Annotated in this window: 9 protein-coding genes, 1 tRNA gene and 4 pseudogenes; 8 read left to right on the top strand and 6 right to left on the bottom strand. The window is 36.3% G+C overall.

The genetic code is table 11. From position 1 onward, the window contains the following. Positions 1–423: 423 nt before the first annotated feature. The 3 genes from M1D66_RS28405 to M1D66_RS28395 are packed head-to-tail and all read right to left on the bottom strand — an operon-like array spanning position 424 to position 4127. Positions 424–1548 carry a Ger(x)C family spore germination protein gene (locus tag M1D66_RS28405; RefSeq protein WP_479831960.1) on the bottom strand — a complete coding sequence of 375 codons (1125 nt, stop codon included), beginning with the start codon at positions 1546–1548 and terminating at the stop codon, positions 424–426. Between the two features lies 1 nt (position 1549). Beyond that, positions 1550–2647 carry a GerAB/ArcD/ProY family transporter gene (locus M1D66_RS28400; protein ID WP_479831959.1) on the bottom strand — a complete coding sequence of 366 codons (1098 nt, stop codon included), beginning with the start codon at positions 2645–2647 and terminating at the stop codon, positions 1550–1552. Further along, positions 2637–4127, bottom strand: a complete 1491-nt coding sequence (locus tag M1D66_RS28395; protein WP_479831958.1) for a spore germination protein — start codon at positions 4125–4127, stop codon at positions 2637–2639. The genes M1D66_RS28400 and M1D66_RS28395 overlap by 11 nt, the downstream gene beginning before the upstream one ends. Before the next feature lie 384 nt (positions 4128–4511). Between M1D66_RS28395 and M1D66_RS28390 the strand changes: the two are divergent. From M1D66_RS28390 to M1D66_RS28375, 4 genes and pseudogenes are all read left to right on the top strand, one after another. Continuing rightward, positions 4512–5749, top strand: a pseudogene (locus M1D66_RS28390) (IS3 family transposase). Between the two features lie 1757 nt (positions 5750–7506). Further along, positions 7507–8607 (top strand): PA14 domain-containing protein, encoded by a 1101-nt coding sequence (locus M1D66_RS28385; RefSeq protein WP_479831957.1) that lies wholly within the window; start codon positions 7507–7509, stop codon positions 8605–8607. A 422-nt stretch (positions 8608–9029) separates the two neighbouring features. Further along, complete coding sequence (locus M1D66_RS28380) at positions 9030–14072, top strand: binary toxin-like calcium binding domain-containing protein (RefSeq protein WP_479831955.1); 5043 nt, start codon at positions 9030–9032, stop codon at positions 14070–14072. A gap of 241 nt (positions 14073–14313) precedes the next feature. Next, positions 14314–14580: a GlsB/YeaQ/YmgE family stress response membrane protein gene (locus tag M1D66_RS28375; RefSeq protein WP_479831954.1), complete on the top strand. Its 267-nt coding sequence runs from the start codon at positions 14314–14316 to the stop codon at positions 14578–14580. 252 nt (positions 14581–14832) lie between these two features. On the opposite strand, the pseudogene M1D66_RS28370 reads toward M1D66_RS28375, so the two are convergent. Continuing rightward, positions 14833–15003 (bottom strand): annotated as a pseudogene (locus M1D66_RS28370) (DUF6262 family protein); the annotation flags it as partial. A gap of 8 nt (positions 15004–15011) precedes the next feature. On the opposite strand from M1D66_RS28370, the gene M1D66_RS28365 reads away from it, so the two are divergent. The 3 genes and pseudogenes from M1D66_RS28365 (at position 15012) to M1D66_RS28355 (ending at position 18831) form a co-directional block, all read left to right on the top strand. Then, positions 15012–16910, top strand: a complete 1899-nt coding sequence (locus M1D66_RS28365; RefSeq protein ID WP_479832039.1) for an anthrax toxin-like adenylyl cyclase domain-containing protein — start codon at positions 15012–15014, stop codon at positions 16908–16910. 839 nt (positions 16911–17749) lie between these two features. Then, positions 17750–17822 (top strand) — tRNA-Ile (locus tag M1D66_RS28360). Between the two features lie 339 nt (positions 17823–18161). Next, positions 18162–18831 (top strand): annotated as a pseudogene (locus M1D66_RS28355) (IS6 family transposase). A gap of 36 nt (positions 18832–18867) precedes the next feature. Here M1D66_RS28355 and M1D66_RS28350 read toward each other — a convergent pair. Next, positions 18868–19020 carry a hypothetical protein gene (locus M1D66_RS28350; RefSeq protein ID WP_479831953.1) on the bottom strand — a complete coding sequence of 51 codons (153 nt, stop codon included), beginning with the start codon at positions 19018–19020 and terminating at the stop codon, positions 18868–18870. Positions 19021–19493: 473 nt separating this feature from the next. Continuing rightward, a protein-coding gene (locus M1D66_RS28345) for an IS3 family transposase (protein WP_479831951.1) occupies positions 19494–20656 on the bottom strand; the annotation gives its coding sequence in 2 pieces (ribosomal slippage) (positions 19494–20389 and positions 20389–20656; 1164 coding nt in all). Between the two features lie 108 nt (positions 20657–20764). Between M1D66_RS28345 and M1D66_RS28340 the strand changes: the two are divergent. Then, positions 20765–22185 (top strand): annotated as a pseudogene (locus M1D66_RS28340) (IS4 family transposase). Positions 22186–22469: the final 284 nt, after the last annotated feature.

Raw genomic sequence — 22469 nt, 5'->3', positions numbered from 1 at the left:
CCGAGGCTTCTCTCATACCACAAAACGAAAAGGAATAGGACCAAAATACGTGTGTACGTGTTCATCATACCGATAGTGCTCCTTATCAAGTGAATCAAGAAAAAAAGGAAGGGAATAACCAAGAGGTGTTCCTATATGTGGGGTAGGAAAAATAGTAACGAATAGGTCACATCAACAAAACAGTCGTCCTCTATATTAGTATGCCGGTTTTGCTGTATGCTATGCATCCTTTTCTTGATAAGCATATAAAAAGGAATAAGGCATATAGCTGAGGAAAAAGGATCAACATGGTGGGGCCATCTGTCACATTATTTTGGCTATATAGGATTGTAGGGCTAGCAAATAATAGCTACCGCTTGTATGAAATACTTTGTGCGCCAGAGTGTGTACCGCTTCATTTGTCAGAGTGGCTACCTATGTGAATCACTCTGATAGTTGTAACAGTCCTTTATCTACTAGTTGTACGTGTACGGAAGGACTGAATTTCACTTGGGCATACTGTTGTTTCCCATTCGTAGCTTGGAATAGCTGAGGATGTTTGACTTGTAGTTCTCGCGTTATCCCCAGGCTATCGCAGTTTTCTTTTTGTAATGTTTGCAAAACTGTTCGTAATTGTTTTGTGAATAGATGGGACAGCTCTTTTTCTATTTTTTCCTTGGACTGTTTGGAAGTAGGGACTGTTTTTTCGATCAATGCTACTTGCAGGTGGCATCGAATGTTCACATGGATTTTTTTCTGTTTGGGAAGGATGGCCATGTACTTGTTTCTTTTTTTGATTTGTATGGTGACATATTGTTTGTGAGGCGAGTGAGAGGAAATCCTTATTTTTTGGGTGAATTGCAAATTTTTCACCTGTTGCTTTTGCAATAAGACATATAATTTCGCTTGTTCTTTTTTTAATCGTTGTCCTGTATAACGATTGTTGTGAAACAGGGCAAGCCCTGTTATATTTGTTTTCATTTGTTTCGTATCCACTTCCATATAAGGCAAGACAAAATCTTGTTTCGGATGGGACGTTTTAGAAAGAATCCCCTGGATATTTGTTTCTTCAATGAAACCATTCGTTTTTGCACTTTGCAGAATCCGATACATGTAATCACTGAACAATTCATCTTTTACTTTCACTTGTTTCATAAATTGTCTTGCATTGCCCTTGACGACGACGACAGGTGTGCGTAAGTTGCTTTTTGGATCCAGATAAAACGAATCTAGGAGAGCAGGAAGGGATTTTTTTGCAAAAGATTCTCCGATTAGGAGGACTCTATTTTTCGCAGTGTCTAATAAGCCTGATATTTTTGCGTCTAGCTTCGCCTTTCCTTCACTTGGGGTGTTAGAAAGAACGGATACAATCTGTGTATCTGGTTTACTAATCCCATTATTGGTGTTTGGCACCCGGGGAAGAAAGAATGTAGTTTGTATCTTTTCATTTTGTTGTTGATCATAAGCGATAGCGGTCACCAAGGCTATATCTTTCATGATGTGTTGGTCCCAACAACCTGAGCAACACAGAAGCAAGCAACTGATACTGATCCATTTCAAGATTTTCACATTACGCACTCCTTTTTCTTTTGATAGATGAGAGGAGAAGAAGGAGAGCTGGCAGAGCAATCGTAAAGACGATACTTATAGTAGCGAAAGTTTGGATGAAAAAATGGACGCCCTTTTCATTTTGGGGAAGTAAGCTGAGTGTATACATGATGATAGCAATTCCAATCAGGATCCATTTTTTTCTTTTTGGATTTGGGGAAGAAAATAAAAAGGGCAGGCTATGTGAAGCGAGAAATACATACAGAATCATGGATGTTGTAACACATATCATCCAAATCGATAAAAAGACCAAATCCACACGGAAAAAGACGGAAATCGGTAAAGTTTTTAGTACATATAACACAGGTTCGGTCATGTGCCGAATTTGAGAGGGAGCAAGATGGAACAATGTAACCAAAACAACATAGACATAACATCCATTTGTAAACAAGTTTGCGAGTAAGGCACTTTTTATTTTTTGTTTTTCTGTCCCTTTTATAAAGGGATACAAAAATAGAAAGGCTTCGAACCCTGTAAAAGCTAATATATATTCGGTGGAAGAATGAAAGAGAGAAGAGAGGGGGAAGGATGAAACGGGAAAGAATTCGAAAAAGGGCATGTCTGTAAAACTAAAACTGAGTAAAACAAGTAAAAAAAGGATGCATGGGAAGGACAAAATCAACACATATCCCATCACTTGAAGTCCCTTTGTCGTTGCATATACAGCCGTCCCCACGAGAAGAAGATTGATAAACCAAGAGGGGGTGTGAGGAAGAACCCATAACTTTAATATGTGACAAAAATAAAAGGAAATCATACTTCCGGCAACGAGAAAATAGAGCGTAAAAAAGAATGTGATGATTTTGGCACAAACGTTTCCTGTTAGGGAAGGGAGATAGGAAAAAAAATGTTGCTTCGGAAATTGTCGCCCGATGCGCCAAAATAGGATGGTAGCGATTTGAATGAGGATACCGAGGAAAAGAATGAAAAGCCAGGCGCTTTTTCCAGCGACCGCATATGTTGTATGGGGAAGTGATAATAAACTGATTCCAATTTGGAATTGAATGAGCATATAAAAAAACTGCCGGGAAGTGATTGTATTTGTTTGATTAAGATTCATCCTGTGTCCCTTCCTTCTTTACAATTTGTTTCTTTCTTCTCTTGCGAAATCGCTTAGGGAAAAAGATGTGGCTTCCTTTTTTGAAAGCGAAGAGCGCAAAAGGGGCAAGATAAGGTGTTCCCATGGAACGTAAGCTACACATATGAATTCCTACAATCATAAGGGCAAACATAATGCCCGGTAAGCCGAGTAAAGAAGCGGCGAACAGGAAGAAAAATCGAACGATGCGAATACTGTTACTCATTTCACTGGAAGGAACAAGAAAGGAAGCAATGGCTGTTAAAGCAATCACAACCACCATGACATTGGAAACGAACCCGGATTTGACAACAGCATCCCCAATTACGAGCCCGCCTACGACCCCAATGGTTTGACTGATAGGAGTCGGTAAGCGAATAGCCGCTTCCCGAATGAATTCTAGAATACATTCCATGAGGAGTGCTTCCATCAAAGGGGGATACGGGATTCCTTGAATAGAACTTTTGATGGTTACGATTAAATCGTTCGGCAATAATTCAAAATGAAATCCGATGATAGCGATATATAAAGAAGGAAGGAGCAAGGAAATCCATATACTCATGAAACGGATCAAACGGAAAAACAAGCCAACTAATGTTCTCGAACGATCATCTTCAGGTGATTGATAAAAAGAAAAAAACGTGACCGGCATAATGAGAGCATTGGGATTATGATCTTCAAATAGAACGACATGCCCTTGGAGTAAGTATTTCATCACTCGGTCTGGTCTTTCTGTATTCAACATTTGAGGGAACGGAGACAAAGAGGAGGATTCCAGAGATTTTTCGATGGAATCTGAGGGAGATGGATTTGATTTTGCGCTTCTTTTTATTTTGGTTGTTATGGTACGAACGATTTCCTGATTCGCAGCCCCTTTTAGATACAGCATCGCAACGGTAGCCTTCGATTTTTTTTCGACCTCAAAATAAGATACCGTCAGATTTGGGTTCATGATTCGATTCCGCATGATATTTATATTTGTATGTAGATTTTCTATAAAACCGTCATGAGAACCACGAATGATTTTTTCAGTGGTAGGTTCTGTGATACTTCGTGTCGATGTTTGCTTCATATCAAAAGAAATGCACTGTTTGCTTTTTGGAAAAAAAACGAGTGCGGAGCCTTGTAAAAGCTGTTGTATGGCGTCTGTTAGATTCGAAAGAGGCCGATTATCCAATTGAATTCTTTTTTGTAGTTGTTGTAGATTCATCGCCTCTTCCAATAACAACAAGGGATACAATAATTTGTCTTGTAGTACCTTTTGATCAATCATCGTTTCTACATATACAATGGTAAGAGGGCCAGCTGGTGTATCGACCGTTTTTTTGATGAGATCTTTCGATCCATTCAAGTGTTGTTGTATATACTTATAATTGGATTGGGGAGTAGAAGAAAGAGGCGGATTTTCTTTCTTTTTATGAAGGTCTGGCGTCCGCTTTTTTTTGTGTGATTTCGCTTTCATTGTGTCATTCCTCCAGTAGATGTTATGGATAGTGGGATAGGGATTAGCAGGGCATACAAAATGTGGGTATCCAAATAGAAGGGGAGATTTTTTTGATACCTTGTGAATGAGGGAAAGAAAAATAGACCTTGAGAGATTCGAACCTACGGTGAAACGTTTTTGAATCGTTCGCTTTACTAGCTTAAGCGAAAGGTCTATGAAAAAGGGGAAGGGGTTCTCTCTTGTGTTGGAAAGATCCTTGTTTTTGCGTGAATTGATTTTCTGTATGTAGTATGTATGGAGGAATCTATTTTATACACACGATGTGAAAATGTATGTATACATCCTATAACGGGTAAACAGACTTCAGGACTGAAAACATGTGATATAAAAAAGGCGGATGAAGTGGTGAAACGATATTTAGATGGTACAGAAAGTGGAAAAACAATTGCTAAATCTATAGGAGTTAACCCTAGCGTACTTCGTGAGTGGATTAGACGATATGAGTCTTCAGGTGAAAAGGCCTTTGAAAAGTGCTATACATTCTACCCAGCCCAGTATAAACTAGATGTATTTTATTATATGAATGAACACGGGACATCTATCAGAGAAACAGCGGCATTTTTCAATATACCGTCTTATGAAACACTTCGGAAATGGAAAATAGCTTATGAAACAGGAGGATTGGATGCCCTACAATCAAAGAAAAAGGGGCGTCCAACCATGAAAAATAAAAAAATAAAACCAGTAGATGAAGGATCAATCGAAGCCTTACAAGCGGAAAATGAGCGTTTACGTATGGAAAATGCATATTTAAAAAAGTTGAATGCCTTAGTTCAAAACAAAGAAAAATCATCAAACAAGACAAAGCGCAAGTAATCTACGAATTAAGGCATGAATTTCCTATCAAGGAGTTACTTCAACTCGCAAACATTCCACGTAGTACGTACTATTACTGGATGAAACATTTTAATCGTCCTGTTCCAAATGCGGAGGTAAAAGAACTGATTCAAGCTATTTATAATGAACACGATGTTTGTTATGGTTATCGTCGTATTCGTGATGAACTGATGAATCGTGGACACAAAGTAAATCATAAAAAAGTGTATCGCCTTATGAAAGAATTAGAGTTAAAATGTCTGGTTCGTATGAAAAAATATCGCTCTTACAAAGGGACAGTTGGGAAAATTGCGCCAAATATTTTAAATCGCAACTTCCAAGCTGAAAAACCAAGTGAAAAGTGGGTTACAGATATTACGGAGTTTAAGTTATTGGGGAAGAAGTTATACCTATCACCAATGTTGGACCAAGCCCTTTATTGTGTAACCGATTCGGATAAAACTCCTCATTCACTCTAATCAAGGTTGGCACTATCAAATGAAACAATACCTTCATTCTCTTAAGAATTGTGGCATAACTCAAAGTATGTCTCGCAAAGGAAACTGTTATGACAATGCCGTTATTGAAAATTTCTTCGGTATCATGAAATCGGAATTTCTGTATCGAAAAAAATTTGAAAGTATAACACATTTCAAACAAGAATTAGCAAATTATGTAAAATACTATAATCATAAAAGAATTAAGGCAGCCTCTAGGGTATGAGCCCAGTGCAATACCAGGCTCATACCCTAGAGGCTGCCTAATGAAACGACCTGTCTAACTTTCGGGGGTCACTTCATGGATACGTAATGGCTTTTTTATAGAAAATCATTGTATGTGAAAGGAATGGTATCTGTACATAACGTAACCTGTGATTTAGACGTGTGAACGTACATTTCCAAATCGTAGACAGCGTGGTTTCTATTTTTTTGATGTATAATGTAGTCAAGTATGGTGTATCATACCTACCGTAAGCTCATTTGTAACAGAATCTATATGAAGTTCCCCTTCCTTCTTCCTCTGTTATGTATCCAATATTTCCTAATGCATAGTTTTGAAAAGCGTTGTTTATACTATGACTGTAAGCTCCCCTTGGATGGCGTCTCCCCCTGTTTTGTATCCTGTCAGCATCCTTCATTTTGATTGATAGTAGCTATCACTTAGAAGCTCATCCCATGGCCTATATAGCAACATTTCGATTATATTATGTTATAAAAGCGTTCTATACGATGGATATCCCCTCTACATACTTCTATCACTCTCCAATCGTATACATTCCGGCCTTTTTAATTCAGAGTAATAGGCAAGAACTACGTTCTTTACGAAGAGAAATTTAGGCGTTAAAAAAGGAAAATGAATTTCTAAAAAAGGCGACAACCTTCTTTGCAAGCACCCAAAATTAACACGTTTTCGGTTTATAAGACAGTATAATCAAGTATTTGGAATGCGCTGGCTTATATTGTCATGCAATTTAAACGCTTAAAAGGTAGAATGGGATATCGAAAATTGTATCATTATCTTATAAATACGCTATGGTTAGCTTATCTCAAGTAAGACCAGCTTTAAGTCAAGCTGGTTTAAGATCAAAAAGTGTTACTTATTATAAGAAAAGAAAGCAAGAACATCATACATTTCCAAATGTACTAGAGCATTCCTTTAAGCCTGGTAAAAAAGGCGTTCCAACTATTGTATGTGATATCACCTGGATAAAGCATACACTCGTCTCCTATTTTTGTATGTATAATAACATATGTAGGAGACTTTAAATGGGCTTTTAAGGAAAAAGAACATAGTATAAGTACAGCACAATAATCATTTGAATCTCTCCCTCTGAAAAATATTCATAAATAAAAACAAACTAAATGTATCCTAGAAACCAATGACACGAAATAAGAACGGTGAGTAGCATATCAATTAAGAAATAAAAGAATTTGAAGTTATCAAAGGTCAATCTATTCAAAATAGGCACCTCAATATTAAATCAATGAAGCTTGTAATGTACTAAAAATATAGAGAGGTAGGGAGATTAAGGATATCATTCGTACCTATTTTATCCCTATCTAAATAATTTTTTGTAACGTTTATGATTTTCTTTTGATTTAAGAAAATGCTTTCGTTCCAAACGCTTGTTAATCTTCACGATGTTGAAGAAATATAGACGGTTAGAAAATGTCAACAGATGTAGATTCGGAACAGCCCTTATAAATTTCAATTTTCGAACCCAGTGATATACTGGAATAATGTGTATATACCCAACAACCTCATGTATGGGCGCTTGTCCTGAATCAAAATCCCCCCTAGAGCCATTACTACACTTGAAAATTAAGAATCTCATTCTGAAAATAGGGAGCCACGTACAGATATTGAGAACCCTTTTTATCATACGATGTATCCATAGGTTTGGTAAAAAGATCGCCGATCCCCTTCGAAGTATGCTCTAGAAATCTCTTGAGACGTCCAAGTATGTTTCACAGGGCTCTCAGTATAAAGGATAACTACAATATTATACAAGGAGTGAATCATGATGCCACTAACAGAAAAGGACATACAAAAACAAGTTAAAAAAGGACCAGAAGAAAGAAAGGCATTTGAAAACAAATTCGAATCTCCAGAAGCAGCCAAAAAGGCAGAATTCAACGCGTCCGAAGAACTAATAAATAAATTGAAAAAGGGAAAAGAAGGGGGTAACTGGGATAAGTGGGATGCACTAAAAGTAGATGAATTTCTGGAGACAGCTCCTGCCTTAAAAGAAGATTTATATATTACGGTTAGAATGACAGATTCGTATAAAAAAGAAAATGTAAACAAGAATAAAACGACAGATAATAACAAAGTTACTACGATAAGTAATGAATTTTATACAATAGAAAACTTGAGTAGTAATTTAGACAATTTAAGCGCGCAGGAGGAACTGATCCAAATTCAGATTCCTGCTGGAGAACGCGTTGGCTATTTCACAGGAGATACGGTGGAAGATACACACGTTATATTACGAAAAAATGCCGATTATCAAATTGATACAGAGGATGGAAAGACGCGAATCTTCATAAAAGGAGAGTCTCGTTTCGTTTGGAAAGCGAAATTGATCAAAAGTATGGCAGAAATGCAAGGTCTTCCTAAAAACGGCCTATTAGCTTATTATTTCGAATCTCCATATTTTCAAAATCTATTATTTTTTTCAAAAGGTACGTATACAGATACACAGGTAAAAGTAGACCCTAAATTTATTTCACCTGATCAAAAGGTACGCGCAGTGAGATGGCTAGGAAGAATCCAACCAGAACAAACAGACGACTATGCCTTTTCTACATCAGATGACGCATATGTGGTCCTACAAATTCAGGATAAATATATTGTAATTAATCGAGATGAGTATAATACCGTATCCTTAACGAAAGATCAACCGTATACGATGCGACTAGAATATGTATTGCCTTCCCCTAAACCTGTTGAAGAGATACAATTATCTTTACAATGGTGGTACGCGAAAGGCGGCCAAAATATTCCCAAAAACAAGATCTATGTCCCTGATTTTGAAATCGGAACAGGCATTACCAATCTTTCAGATCATTTATTTGACGGAGGTGAAAGTCATGACGAGCAAAAAAAGCGTGAATTGTAAGTACTTCCCCAATCATCCAGACTGTAAGAAATCCACATCCCCTAAACCAAAGATCTATTCAAGAAATGGAGAGCGCATACAAAAAAATTAGAGGGCGATAGTGATGAGAATGGCAATCCTGATGCTCTAGAAAAGAAGGGTGTATACCATTTCGGAAGTATTTGATCTGGATAATGGTTATTTTCATGTCATGCCTTGGTTACAGACCTTAACAAAAGACCAACTGTATACGATGCGACTAGAATATGTATTGCCTTCCCCTAAACCTGTTGAGGAGATGCAATTATCTTTATAACGGTGGTACGTAAATAGAGCGAGAGACGGCCAAAACATTCCCAAAAGCAAGATCTATGTCCCTGATTTTGAAATCGGAACAGGCATTACCAATCTTTCAGATCATTTATTTGACGGAGGCGAAAATCATGACGATCAAAAAAGGTGTGAATTGTAGTTTGATGAAGGAACATCCAAGCTGTCAGCAGCCCAAAGCAAAACCTGAAACACCCCCAAAACCTGAAACACCCCCAAAACCCGAAATACCTAAAACGCCTGAAAAAGAGGATCCATTCAAAGAATGGGACAAGCTAAAAAAAGAAATATACAGCGCATTAGAGACAGATAGTGATGGAGATGGAATCCCTGATGCCCTAGAAAAGAATGGGTATACAATTTCGGAAGTATTTGATCAGGATAACGGTTATTTTCATGTCATGCCTTGGTTAGAAACCTATGATCATAATCCTGATTTTTATAAGCAGCACCCTAAATATATTTCGAATCCGTTTGACAAGAATACGGTGGGGGATCCTTATACAGATTTAGAAAAAGCAGGCCGAAGCATCTATATAGAGGGGAGCATATTACCAGAAGCCTATCATCCATTAGTAGCTGCTTGTCCAAGTGTAGCAATATTTATGGAGGGATTTATTTTAAAAGAGTGGAAAGAAGTAGAGAAAACCTACACAACGGGACATTCTTATCATACAAGTTATGGCTTTGAGGAGACGAGAACGGCCGAGAGCGGAACAGATGAAGCAAAGGGCGGAAAGCTCGAGTTCGGCGGGAAAGGCAGCGCAAAGGGAGGCCAAAAACCACAAGTTTCAGGTTCATTCCAAGGAGGTGTGCACCTTTCTACTAACTTACAACATCATATGAATGAAAAGCAGGGTGTAACAACGATTTCCACCTTGCAAGAAGCACAGCAGCAATCTACCGAAGCCTCCACAACCCTTCATTCGGCAAGTGCTGCGATCTTACAAGGCATTGTTCGGTATCGTAATATGGGGACCGCTAAGATTAATGATATGAGTCCGACACTAAATTTTTTGGTTGCAGACACGCCGTTGAGCACGTACCAAGTGCCTAAAATACCTACATTAAGTCCTGGAGACAGCTATCCCCCTTTCGGTGCAACGGGGGCAATTGTTACCCCAGGCGATTTAATTCAAGGTACTCCGTCTACCATCAGTACAGACGCGAAAAATAAGCTGGCAGCAGGAAATCAATTGAAGGTGAAGACAACTCAAATTCAAGGAACATTCACAGCTGCACCAGGTTCAGGAAAATATAAACCAGGAACATCGATAGACTGGTCTGACGTTACAGATACTATGATGAACCGCACAGCACGTTTACTTTTCGAAACACCAAATGAGACGTTAGATAGAAGAGTCGCGGCACCTTCCGCAGATGAGGTTGTCGACACCCCCGACAAAACGAAACCAGAATCGGGTATACCGCGAGTAACAGTGGAACAGGCCCTACAATTTGCTTTTGGAGCCACACAAGATAATCGCGGGAACCTCATGGTTACAACACCGCAAGGATTTACGTATAGAATCGATCGTTCGCATGTAACGTTGTATGTGGATCAACACACAGATGACTTAATTGCGAAACAGTTGCAAGCGTTTAAAGACAAAGGGGACGAAACGAAAAGTGTATATGATGTGATTCTCACGAAAGAAATGGTCATCTTAATCAAACCAATATTAGAAGTCCATGCTTTTTTATCAAATGCTTATTTGTATATAGAAAATCAATTCGACCAAAGCTTGTCTTATAGTGTATGGAAAAACACTGGAACGAGCAGTGAGCTACTGAAACAAGGGATTGTCCCATCTGCTTCTACGATAGGAACGGGGTATTTGTGTGGGAATCCAACGGAAAAATTATCGATTATGGTATCCCGACAAGTCTCACAAGTTATTTTTGAGGGGAACGTTTCTGAGTTAACAGGGTTTGTAGAAGAAAAAGCTGAAAAATTGCTCCCAACGCAACAATACCTTGAAAAAACCGACCTTTATCATTATGAGTACAAAGACACATGGTGGCGGGGAACTCTCGAGCTTAAATACTTTAAATCCCAATTCCCTAAGGATCATAACTATCATATATACTATAAAACAAGATCTGATGCTCAGGATTACCTTGAGTTTGATCCGCTTCCATATATGATGGGCATTACCAACGTTACACGCACTATCACAATAAATGGACAAGTAGATGTTGTTGAAACAGTTGAAACACCTGAAAAAAGCTATTTTAATTATCCCATGCCTGTTGGGGATCGAGCGATAACTAAAATATACGTAAAGCATGAATACAAAAACGGCAGTAAAGTAATAGCTACGGACGAGGGGAATCTGGAAGTTCCGAATAGAAACTTTTATATAGAAAAAAACCAACTGCCTTCAATTTCAATTTCAAAAAACAAGCAAAAAGATATTTTATTATATCAAACAAATGAAGGCCAAATAGTATGCTTGTCTAATCTGAAACCAAAAGAAATTTCTTATTGCATACAAACTTCCTATCAAGAATGGATAAAACAAGGTACTTTAAAACCATTCGAAACAATACAGTTCACAAGAGAGGAACTACTGATTAGTGAACCAAATAATGGTCACGATTACAATTGGAACAGCGCGAACAATCACACTCCATTTCTCCTCGATTACTATACATTTATCCAAAAGTTCCAGGAAGGTAACTTCAAGCTCAAGCCCGATAAAATAATTATTACTATTGATGATATCCCAATTTTTTATGGCATTCCAAATAATGCGATGATAAAAAGATATAATATAGATCCTTTGAAAAATCTTGTTTTGGATTATTGGCATGTCGATACTATTGATAGTTCTCCTACGTATGATTATGTAAGCTTTAAGCTAAGAGCTGAAGACATTCCCCGTCGTAACACCCTGAGTTATTTTGAAGTAATAGTTAATCAAAACTCTATTGGAAAAATTCCAGCACGTCCATTTGAAGTAGATGGAAAAATGATTATTAATTTTTTTGATTACACAGGAGATACAAGCCGACATCCAAAAAAGGACGATAAAGTAGAAATTATTGCTTATCATGTACTCGGAGATCCAACCACTATATTTAATGGAACAGCTGAATTATCAAAGGCATTATGGATTAAACATTATGAAGTAAGTGAATGGCATCAAAAAGGACATCGTTTTGATGCGTTATATCTTTCACCTGTACCGACAGGTTTAACAGAAAGTGTAAAATCATATGATATTCAAATTGGTAATAATATATACGAGTCGGTTTTACTTGAACGTCAGGATAATGGGGGCTATATTCGTGATCAACGATTGAAATGGGATGTTGTGAAATATTTTGCTGAACATAAAATTTCAATGGAAAAACTTCCAAAGGAAAGAGAGTCCATTACTTTAATCATTCATACGATGGAAAAAGAAACGCAACCTGTTACGATTGATTTAGGAAAAATAGCAGAATCTACGCTATCAGATAGTATAAACATCCTAGAACAGGTACATGAAATTGTAAACTGGAAAAAAGATAAAGATGACTATTATGATCATGTCACATTTAATACAGGATCAGAGCACATTACAAGTTATGGATTCAAAGTAAATAATCGTTATTATGGAAGCATTTCTGTAAAACAAGTAACACCAGAACTAGATTTGGCAAATTTAGATAAGGGTAAGAAGATACAAAAAGGGGACTATGTTGAAATTTACGCCTACAAAAAAGATGGAGAAGGGGTACTCGTTCAAAGTCGATATGCTGGAACGACAGGTTTTATAGGAGCATATCCAACAAAAGAGAAAATTCAGCAGGAATATCATGTAACAAATTGGTCTAAAGTAACGGATTCCTACACTTCATTTACACTTGGTCCATTATCAGATCCAATTGATAGTTATATCAAGAAGTATGAGGGATGTATCAACAATAGCATAATAAATCTAACCCCAAATGGGTTAACGTTTGCGTTTGATACAGACAAAGGGCCGCGTCATGGAGATATCGTACAATTGTTCGCTTATACGTATTCTGGTGACAAAATTGAGTTATGGAAACTGCTTGCAGGGGCGATTGGAATGGTGACGGATGAGGAGGTTCGCTCCATCCATACACTAAAAGGATGGGAAGATACCAACCAAACGATTACTTTCAATACAAGTGACTTAAAGGATCGTATCCAAACACATATCCAGTCGTATACAATTGACGTTTGGAACGGATCTCAAAAGAAATGGGAAACCTTTGGAAATCCAATTCAAATGAATGCACAGGGGCAACTACGTTTACAAGATTGTAAAGCATCTCAACCGATGCCTCAACCACCTAGCTTCGTAAGAATTCAGGCTAACTTCTTTGACTCTGGGCGAAAACCAGTTGTCGTAATGATTAGAATAGTGGGCAAGGTAAAAGCACCACCGACTGAAGCAGAGATTCAGAACGCACATAAAGACTTGATATGGAATTTTGAAAAGGATGAAGAGGATAAATTAAAGTCTATTACATTCCCTCATATAGACAGTGAGCTAGCACGTTATATTTCGGATTACCAAGTAAGTAGATGGACAAATGTGATACCAGAAAAAAGCACATGGAAAGTGGGCGAGGATGGGCTAACACTAACATTTGAAAAACCGATCGAGATTAATAGTAAGCGTCCAATTTCCATAGGGGGTGGGAATACGGAGGAGCGACTGGTAAATGACAAATTCACAGTTCTAGTTACTTTCATTAATCTGGATAAGCTGGTTGAAGTAGTGCATGAAATAAAACCAGAAAAACCTGTATCCAATGATGATTTAAAAACGGCTCATGTTATAGAGAATTTCATTTATGACTGGAATAAGTGCAATATTACAGTGTTTTATTTTAATGCAAAAGTTGAACAATATTTAAAGGATATTCAATATTATAGTGTTTCTATTGATGAAAAAGAATATGATGCTCCAGACTATATGAAAAATCAAAGCCTTGGGTCGGAAAACTTGGAAAACGAGGAAGATTCACAAAATCCTGGGAAAACATTACCTACCAAAGGCCTTCCGATAAGACTTGGAAATTACCAGCTAAATCAAGGGGTTCCCGTAGGTAAAAAGATAAGTGTAAAAGCACATTTAAAATCTAAAGTTTCGGTTGAAGTTGTTTCTAATCATGTTATACCAAAGGCTTAATATATAAGCAGCTTATTAAATAGATTGAGATTTTACCCTTCCAGCTTATATCAGAATATGAAAAGGGCAATTAATTTAAGTCGATGTGTGAATGTAAACTGAGAATAAGTGAGAAGAGATAACATACTTTCTCTTCTCACTTATTCGATATAAAAGGGACGATGTAAAACATAGTCTTATTTTGAAAACTTAGCAAGATAACCAATGTATGACTATATCTACGATAAGGAGGAATATACAAATGCGTATGATCCTATTACTCATCATTGGTGGTTTACTTGGAGCACTGGCAGGTTGGCTGACAAGAAAACATGTACCAGGTGGAATGATTGGGCATATGCTAGTTGGTCTGATTGGTTCTGTACTTGGTAGTACAATGTTGGGGGGATTTGGTCCTTCTTGGGGAGGGGTTTTTCTTGTCCCAGCTCTTATTGGCTCCATTGTATTGTTAATTTTATTTGCTCTTGCGGCCACCCTACTTAGCAAAGCTACGCATGATCATGAATGAACGTGTTTTCCAAAAAAAGAAATACAGCATATACAAAAAATTTTATCTCATACAGGTGATTATAGGGGTCACCATATCAAAAAAAGAAAATTGTACGTTATCAAGACCTAAATCATAAAAACTTATAAAGAGTATGGAACGATACATATTAGTCATAGATAATATGTATCGTTTTTTTTATTTTCCACACTGAACTTTAGCGTGTGGTTATTCAGTAATTCTGTGAAATATTAATAGCGAAAATAATATAACCTAAATGTCTTTGTATACATTTGCGTACGCGAATTTCAGTTGCTCTCGAAGTTGTTTATTTTCTTCTTCCACTTTTTTAATTCTTCGCTTCAATGATTCGATTAAGGCATCCTTATTAGTTTCATTCATTTCCCGTTTGATTTGTTGGCGAGTTGGCGATTGAGCTTGTTGATATTGAGGTGGAGAAGCCGGAAAAGGAACAGAAAATCAAAACAACTCTAGAGGGAATAGCAGTAGATAAGGGAAAAGATGCGGTTCAAAACTCTGGATTAGTTGCGTCACATGTAGAAAAATTCAAAGAAATTGCAAAAAATAAACAGACCTATATTTTATTTAGACCTGTGAATCGGCTATCCACAAGCTTAATTGAACATGGAGCTGCGACAAAGGGGATGAACGTACACGGAAAGAGTTCAGATTGGGGACCAATGGCGGGATATATTCCATTCGATGCAGACTTATCTAAGAAACATGGTAGTGAAAAGGATGTTAAAAAAGGAAATGATGATAATACACATTCTATTGCGGAGAATACAGGTGTCATTGATAAAATACAACTTAGCATTTCTGATGCTCGTATAAAGGAACTCAAAGATGAAAACATTATAAAAGACACAAAATCAGATAATCGTTACGATGTATTTGACCTAAATAAAAATGCAGATGTATATGAATTTAGAAGAGAACGAAATTCTGGAAAGGTTGAATATAAGACTCAAAATGGAAAAAAATCAATAATGGGAAATGAAATAACAGATTGGAAACCATTAGAAGTGATGGGTAAAATAGTCGATCAGCAAACGAAACCGTTAACCGCTGATTATGATATGTTTGGACTTGCACCAACTTTAGAAATGATAAGAGATAAAATTCCAAAAGAAAAATTGGAGGCGGCATTAAATAAAACAGAAGTTTTGGATCAAGTAGGGGCACTTACAAATTTGTTAAGAGAATACGGATTAGAGCGAAGTGCAGATCCTGAAAAAGGAAAATTAACTGACTGGCAGAAAGATATGATAGATACGTTAAATAAAGCAGCTCGAGAAGCTGGATATACTGGTGGGACAGTGGTAAACCACGGAACTGAACAAGATAATACAGAATTCCCAGAACAGGACAAAGAAATATTTATTATCACACCAGATGGAGAAACAGTATTGACAAAGAGCTGGGCGGATTTACAAACGTTCATCCAAAAAAACATTGTAGAAAAAGGACTTTTATATTACTTTAATCGCTCTTATAATAAAGTTGCAGGAGGCAACAAAGCTAAAATTGAGTGGATCGATCCATTAACACAAGCTAAAATATATACGATTCCTACTGAAAGAGAATTGTTCCAAGAAATCGCCTCGATTAAAGAAACGACTAACAAATTCTTACCGAAATCCTTCTTCGAAGATACATCCACATTAAATGAATTATCAAAAACATTAAGTGCCTATTATAACCCTGCGAGTCGTTTTGTTGAAATGCAAGGAGAGAGCAAAATAGATGTGTCGCTATTTTTTGGTGCTAGGGCCGTATATCAAATTGATCAAATTATAAAAAAAGGGCGAACAGAAACACCGAACGCGAAAGAAGATTTTCATGCATATCAAGGTTATTTTGAAAAATTAAGAAGTCGTATTTTTAACCAAATGGATATCCTACAAACAGATAAAGGAGATCTAGAAGAACTGTTACAACAAATAGTGGATAGACCGAATACGTCTGATCAACCACGTGAAAGCGTAGAAGATACAATTAAACAATTTCTAAAAGCTAAAGGGCTAGAGCCTCATTTAAACATCGACGAAAAAATGACGGATACTTACAAGAAAGTGGATGAGAACAAAAAATATACGGAAGAACTAAACAAGAAATTAAATCTAAATCATAACATTATTCAATTTGACGCTAAAGGAGATTTAGCAAGTGCATATCAAGAAGCGAAAAAAATGGTAGAGCGAATTAGTAAAATAGACAAAATTATCCTTTCTAAATTGCAAGAAAAAGGAATATTTATCAAACTTGTCAATTATCCAATTACTGAGACCGAGGAATCCCCGACTTCAAACAGTCCATTAGGACTTTAAGTAGGGGAGTTCATGAAAGTTGTTAAACAATATGTAGCAGATTCCGAAACACATTTTTTGATTAAACAGTTTGATGAGTTTTGTTAGATAAATGAGATTGGCGTCACAACAAATCAATACCATTTTTTCTTGTATCTCAAAAACTAAGAATATTCTTTATTTTGAGATACAGGAATTTTTTCTAAATGCATCTATGAATACGTGAGCAAATTTAATCATGTAATATAGAGATTTATTTTTAAAAATATCAAGATACACTTTTAGATAAGCTTGTATTGGAACGATACTAATGAATGATAGGATTCAAAAAGAAACGATTTCCAATTCTCATCTCAATAAGATTAGATGACTAGTTATTTTGAGATGTGTTTTTAATAAACTCTACAACTGCCTATAATAAAGGTTATGTAAACTAGATGATTGTTGTGATTTTTAAAATATATGGTTTGTATTTTGCAAAAAATTTGCTCACCCTTCAGCTTCATACCAACCAGCTTTTAGCACACTTTGAAAAATTAAATAATATGACGTATAAAATATCTTAAAAAGTTAAATACTATACCAGAAGAATGACACAATAGCCATCCCCCATAGAAACGCTTCTCATCAAAATATTTTCATATCCTTCAAAAATAATGGAATTAAAACACCATTTCACATCACGGCACACTACTCATATTTTGTTTTACCATAATATATTAATGTTTTTAAATATAAAATATACTCCTCTAAAAAATATTCAGATTTTTTCTAGCTTTCCAGGAATCTTCATATCATTTTTATATACATACTTAATACCATTCTGAGACATCACAGGTATGAATGCCTTTACCTTCCATGGACCTTTAGCTCAGTTGGTAGAGCGAATGGCTCATAACCGTTTCGTCGTAGGTTCGATTCCTACAAGGTCCATTTTCCCTATTTATGTTCTTAAAGTGGATACATTGGTGTTCGCAAGAATCATTTATAATGAGGGGGGAAAATCGCCCTTAATTATATTCATCTTATCTCTATACAATCATCTATTGGAGAAATGACACATTGAAAGCGAAACCACACAAAAAAAGAACTCGCCTCTCTCTTCTACCTCTCAATCCAATTATAAGTATATGCAACAGCTTTTGAATGAATCGAAAGACCTTATCAAAAAAACGGTCGATACACCAGCTGGGCCTCTCCCCATTTGGTTCTGTTGCAAAATTTTTTAAATGAAGCTAAACTGTAGTGAAAATGTGTTGAGGAGAATGATACATGCGATACTTTAAAGGAAAACAGTTCAAGAAAGACATTATTTTAGTAGCCGTTTTTCTTTAAGCTATCGGGATGTATCTGAAATCTTGAAAGAACGTGGTGTATCCGTTCATCCTACAACCATCATGCGTTGGGTGCATGAATATGGAAATCTCATCTATCAAATGTGGAAGAAAAAAACAAATCAGCACACCATGCTTGGCATTTGGATGAGACGTATATCAAAGTCAAAGGGGAATGGTGTTATTTATATCGCGCCATTGATAGTGAGGGACATACACTAGGCTTCCAACTTCGAAAAACACGTAATCATCAAGCAGCTTTTTCCTTCCTGAAAAGGCTGATCAAACAGTTTGGAGAACCATCGGTTCTTATGACAGACAAGGCTCCTGCTTTGCCTTGTGCATTTAAAAAATTACAAAAAGACGATTATTATACACATACCAAGCACTGTACGATCAAATATCATAATAATCTTATTGAACAGGATCATCGACATGTCAAACGCCGATTTGTGAAATCAGCTGGATTTCAAACTCTTCGTCATGCTTCTCATACTATTAAAGGAATCGAAACGATTCATGCTATATACAAACAAAAGAGAAGTCACATTCCAGACTTCTCTTTTTCGACGTACAATGAATTACAGGAATTATTCCGAACCGCTTAGATCATAACTATATTTTGTAAACGAGTTTGTGTTTTTTCAAACTTTGCAACAGAACCCTTTCTGGATTCTCTGATTTTCTGGTGCATAGTCTTCTTTCAAATGTGCAATTACAGTTATACTATCATCTGGAAGTGGACGTTGGTTATAAGTAACATAGTCGTTCATTCGCAATAGGAGCCTATCTCCCACGCCACCTTGTGGCGTTAATTCAAGCCATATTGGATTTTTTGGGCAATAGTCCGTTCCATTAATGCTGATACAATAGTGGTCTATATACTGTAAATAGGGCTTTACTGTGTCTTCGAAGAGAATTTATCAAAATGTTTATCTGCACCATTAGGATCGTTTTTCCAAAAATGTCCTAAGAAAATATGTCCCTCCTACCCTCTGGTTCATATTCTTCATATATATTATGTTTGCTGCTATCCTATACCACTGAGTCACAGTATGAGCATGTGGATTTTTAAGAATAATCAATCTGTTGAACAGTTTGTAACCTTTTTGAAGGGAATTTCATTTTATTTATTCTCTTCAGTTGAGGGGCATGTACACATCGCTATCAAGCTAACAAAATAAAATCCCCCTAAAATGAAAAAATACGCTATTCTTTCTGTAGAATCATAGGTGGTCTGGCCCCATTTGGTGAGACAAAGAAAAAACACCTAGATAACATGTTTCCTATAAGCTATAGGTGACATATTATCTAATTTTCTCTGAATCCGTTCATTGTTATAGTAGTGGATGTATTCATCCACAGTTTGTATTATACTAGTATTATTCGATTGTTTTATATTTTGCGCATAGAATCCTTCGGATTTCAAATGAGAATGAAAGGATTCTATGAGGGCATTATCATGGCAGTTTCCTGTACGAGACATGCTTGTGATAATGCCTTTTTCTTTGGCATATGTTTGAAATTGTTTTGATGTATACACCTTTCCTTGATCCGAATGTAAAATCGTATCAATCACATTTCGCTTTTTTAAAGCCTCTTTTAGAGTATCTAATACAAGAGAAACATCCTGTGTCTCAGCTATTTTATAACTTACAATTTCATTGTTAAACCCATTTATAATAGATGAAAAATAAAGAGTCTTATTGCCGAACATCAAATATGTGATATCAGTGAACCATTTTTCATTAGGCTTGGTAGCTTTAAATCTCCGTTGTATTCTATTTTTAGCTACCACTGGTTCATGACCGAGTACAAATATCTTTTTCTTTTTTCTAACCCGAGATAATACGTTGTATTTTCTCATGATACGTAATACTTTTTTATGATTCATTACGATGTTAAATTGATCACGTAGACAAGCTGTAACCCGACGATATCCATACCGATATTTATGATGTTGACATATTTCTATTACGGTTTTTTCTTCATGGTTAGTTACTGTTTTCTCCTGCTTTTTCCAACGATAATAAATAGCACGTGAAATATTAAATATGGAACACAGTTCTGCAATCGTAAAAATTGATTGCCATTCCTTTATCATTTTCATTATTTCTTCTTTTCCTCCCACCTCCTTAAGATTTCTTGGCACTTTTCCAGCAATATAATCTTTGCCTTTAAATAACGTATTTCTAATTCTTTTTGTTCAAGTTCTGTTAACCTTTTTAAGCCTTTTCCATGTGCAGATTGTCTTCCAATAGATTGTTCAAACCGATAGGTTTCGCCTTCATGATACCATTTCATCCAAGTTTTAATTTGAGCCACATGTCTAATTCCTAAGGCATCCATACTTTCTTTATTTTTGAATCCTTGGTGTTTCATTTCAACTACTTTCCACTTTATTTCGGCGGGATAATGCACCTTTTTCCCCATACGAAAAACACCTCCATTAAAATCATAACTGATACTTACGATTTAGAGAGGTGTTTTTTATCGTCTCATTCTCAGGGTTCACTCCAATAGGAAAGGATGGCGTTTTTTATGTCTGTTTCTAACGAATTACAACAATTTGCTCAAGAGATTCAAAGTGCCCTATCTCCAAATGTTTTACGGGATCTTGCTAGAAATGTTGGCTTTGTACAACGAACCAGTAAGTACCAAGCAAAAGATTTAGTCGCTTTATGTGTATGGGTGAGCCAAAATGTAGCTATGACTTCTTTAACTCAGTTATCTAGCTGTTTAGAAGCATCAACAGAAGTACTTATCAGCCCTGAGGGCTTGAATCAACGATTTAATAAAGCGGCTGTTCAATTTTTACAACACCTATTAGCTGAACTACTAAACCAAAAACTGACCTCATCTATGCCAATTTCTTATCCATATACTTCTGTTTTCAAGCGTATTCGTATTTTAGATTCAACTGCATTTCAACTTCCGGATACATTTTCATCAATTTATCCTGGTGCGGGAGGATGCAGTCATACAGCGGGAGTAAAGATACAGCTTGAGTATGATTTATTAAGTGGACAATTCCTTCATATTCATACAGGTCCAGGTAAACAACATGATCGAACCTACGGTTCTTTGTGTGTCCCAACTGTGGCAGCGAATGATCTATGTATCCGAGATTTAGGGTATTTTCATTTGAAAGATCTTCAACATATACAAGATCAAAAGGCTTACTATATCTCTCGTATCAAATCGAATACACGTATTTATCAAAAAAATCCCAATCCTGATTATTTTCGAGATGGAAGAATCAAAAAAGGTACGGAGTATATACAGATAGATATGGAGGTCTTAATGAACACTCTTCAGCCAGGACAAACGTATGAAATATCCGACGCTTATGTAGGAATGACTGATAAAGTACCAACTCGTGTGATTGTTCATCGACTAACAAAAGAACAACAACAAAAACGATTAGACGATCAAACGGTAAGAGAAAAAAGAAAGGAATGAAGTATTCTACTCGTAGTAAACGACTTAGCGGTATCAATGTATATATGACAAATACCCCTATAGATATTGTCCCGATGGGACAAGTACATGATTGGTATTCTTTACGTTGGCAAATCGAGATTTTATTTAAAACATGGAAATCATTCTTTCATATTCATCATTGTAAAAAGATAAAACGAGAACGATTGGAATGCCATTTGTATGGGCAACTGATTGCCATTCTACTTTGTTCTTCTACCATGTTTCAAATGCGGCAATTACTTCTTATGAAAAAGAAACGAGAACTGAGTGAATATAAGGCCATATATATGATTAAAGATTACTTTCTTCTTTTCCAAGCTATACAGAAAGACACCCAAGAGCTATCAAAGATTCTAATTCGCCTGTTCAACCTCCTACAGCAAAACGGGAGAAAATCTCATCGATATGAGAAGAAAACAGTCTTTGATATATTAGGTGTCGTTTACAATTGTACCATGTCTGATAATCAAGCGGCTTAATTCAAAAAAATGAAACCCGTTAGGGTTTATTTCGTATGCAAATCTTTAAATTCCTTACACATAACCTTTAGAAAAAAGAAACACTCTCTACTATAATTGACGTTGTATGAGCTTAGCTTGATAGCGATGGGGCATGTGCACAAACCCCATCGATGTGTGTTTTTTATCATCTGTAAATTTAGCCATAGAAAAACTGCACCTCCAATTGTTAGATTATGTGTCTAACAATTGGGGTGCAGTTCAGAATCTTTCGCTCTTTTTTATCTCTCCATTATTTTTGTACC

It is taken from the genome of Bacillus sp. PK6-16, from assembly GCF_056530295.1.
Note: the sequence above shows the minus strand (reverse complement) of the source record. Positions and strands in the feature narration are given on the sequence as shown.

Coding starts and splice junctions, on each gene's coding strand:
- M1D66_RS28380 (WP_479831955.1), top strand. CDS start 9,030: ATGACGATCAAAAAAGGTGTGAATTGTAGTTTGATGAAGGAACATCCA.
- M1D66_RS28400 (WP_479831959.1), bottom strand. CDS start 2,647: ATGAATCTTAATCAAACAAATACAATCACTTCCCGGCAGTTTTTTTAT.
- M1D66_RS28385 (WP_479831957.1), top strand. CDS start 7,507: ATGATGCCACTAACAGAAAAGGACATACAAAAACAAGTTAAAAAAGGA.
- M1D66_RS28395 (WP_479831958.1), bottom strand. CDS start 4,127: ATGAAAGCGAAATCACACAAAAAAAAGCGGACGCCAGACCTTCATAAA.
- M1D66_RS28375 (WP_479831954.1), top strand. CDS start 14,314: ATGCGTATGATCCTATTACTCATCATTGGTGGTTTACTTGGAGCACTG.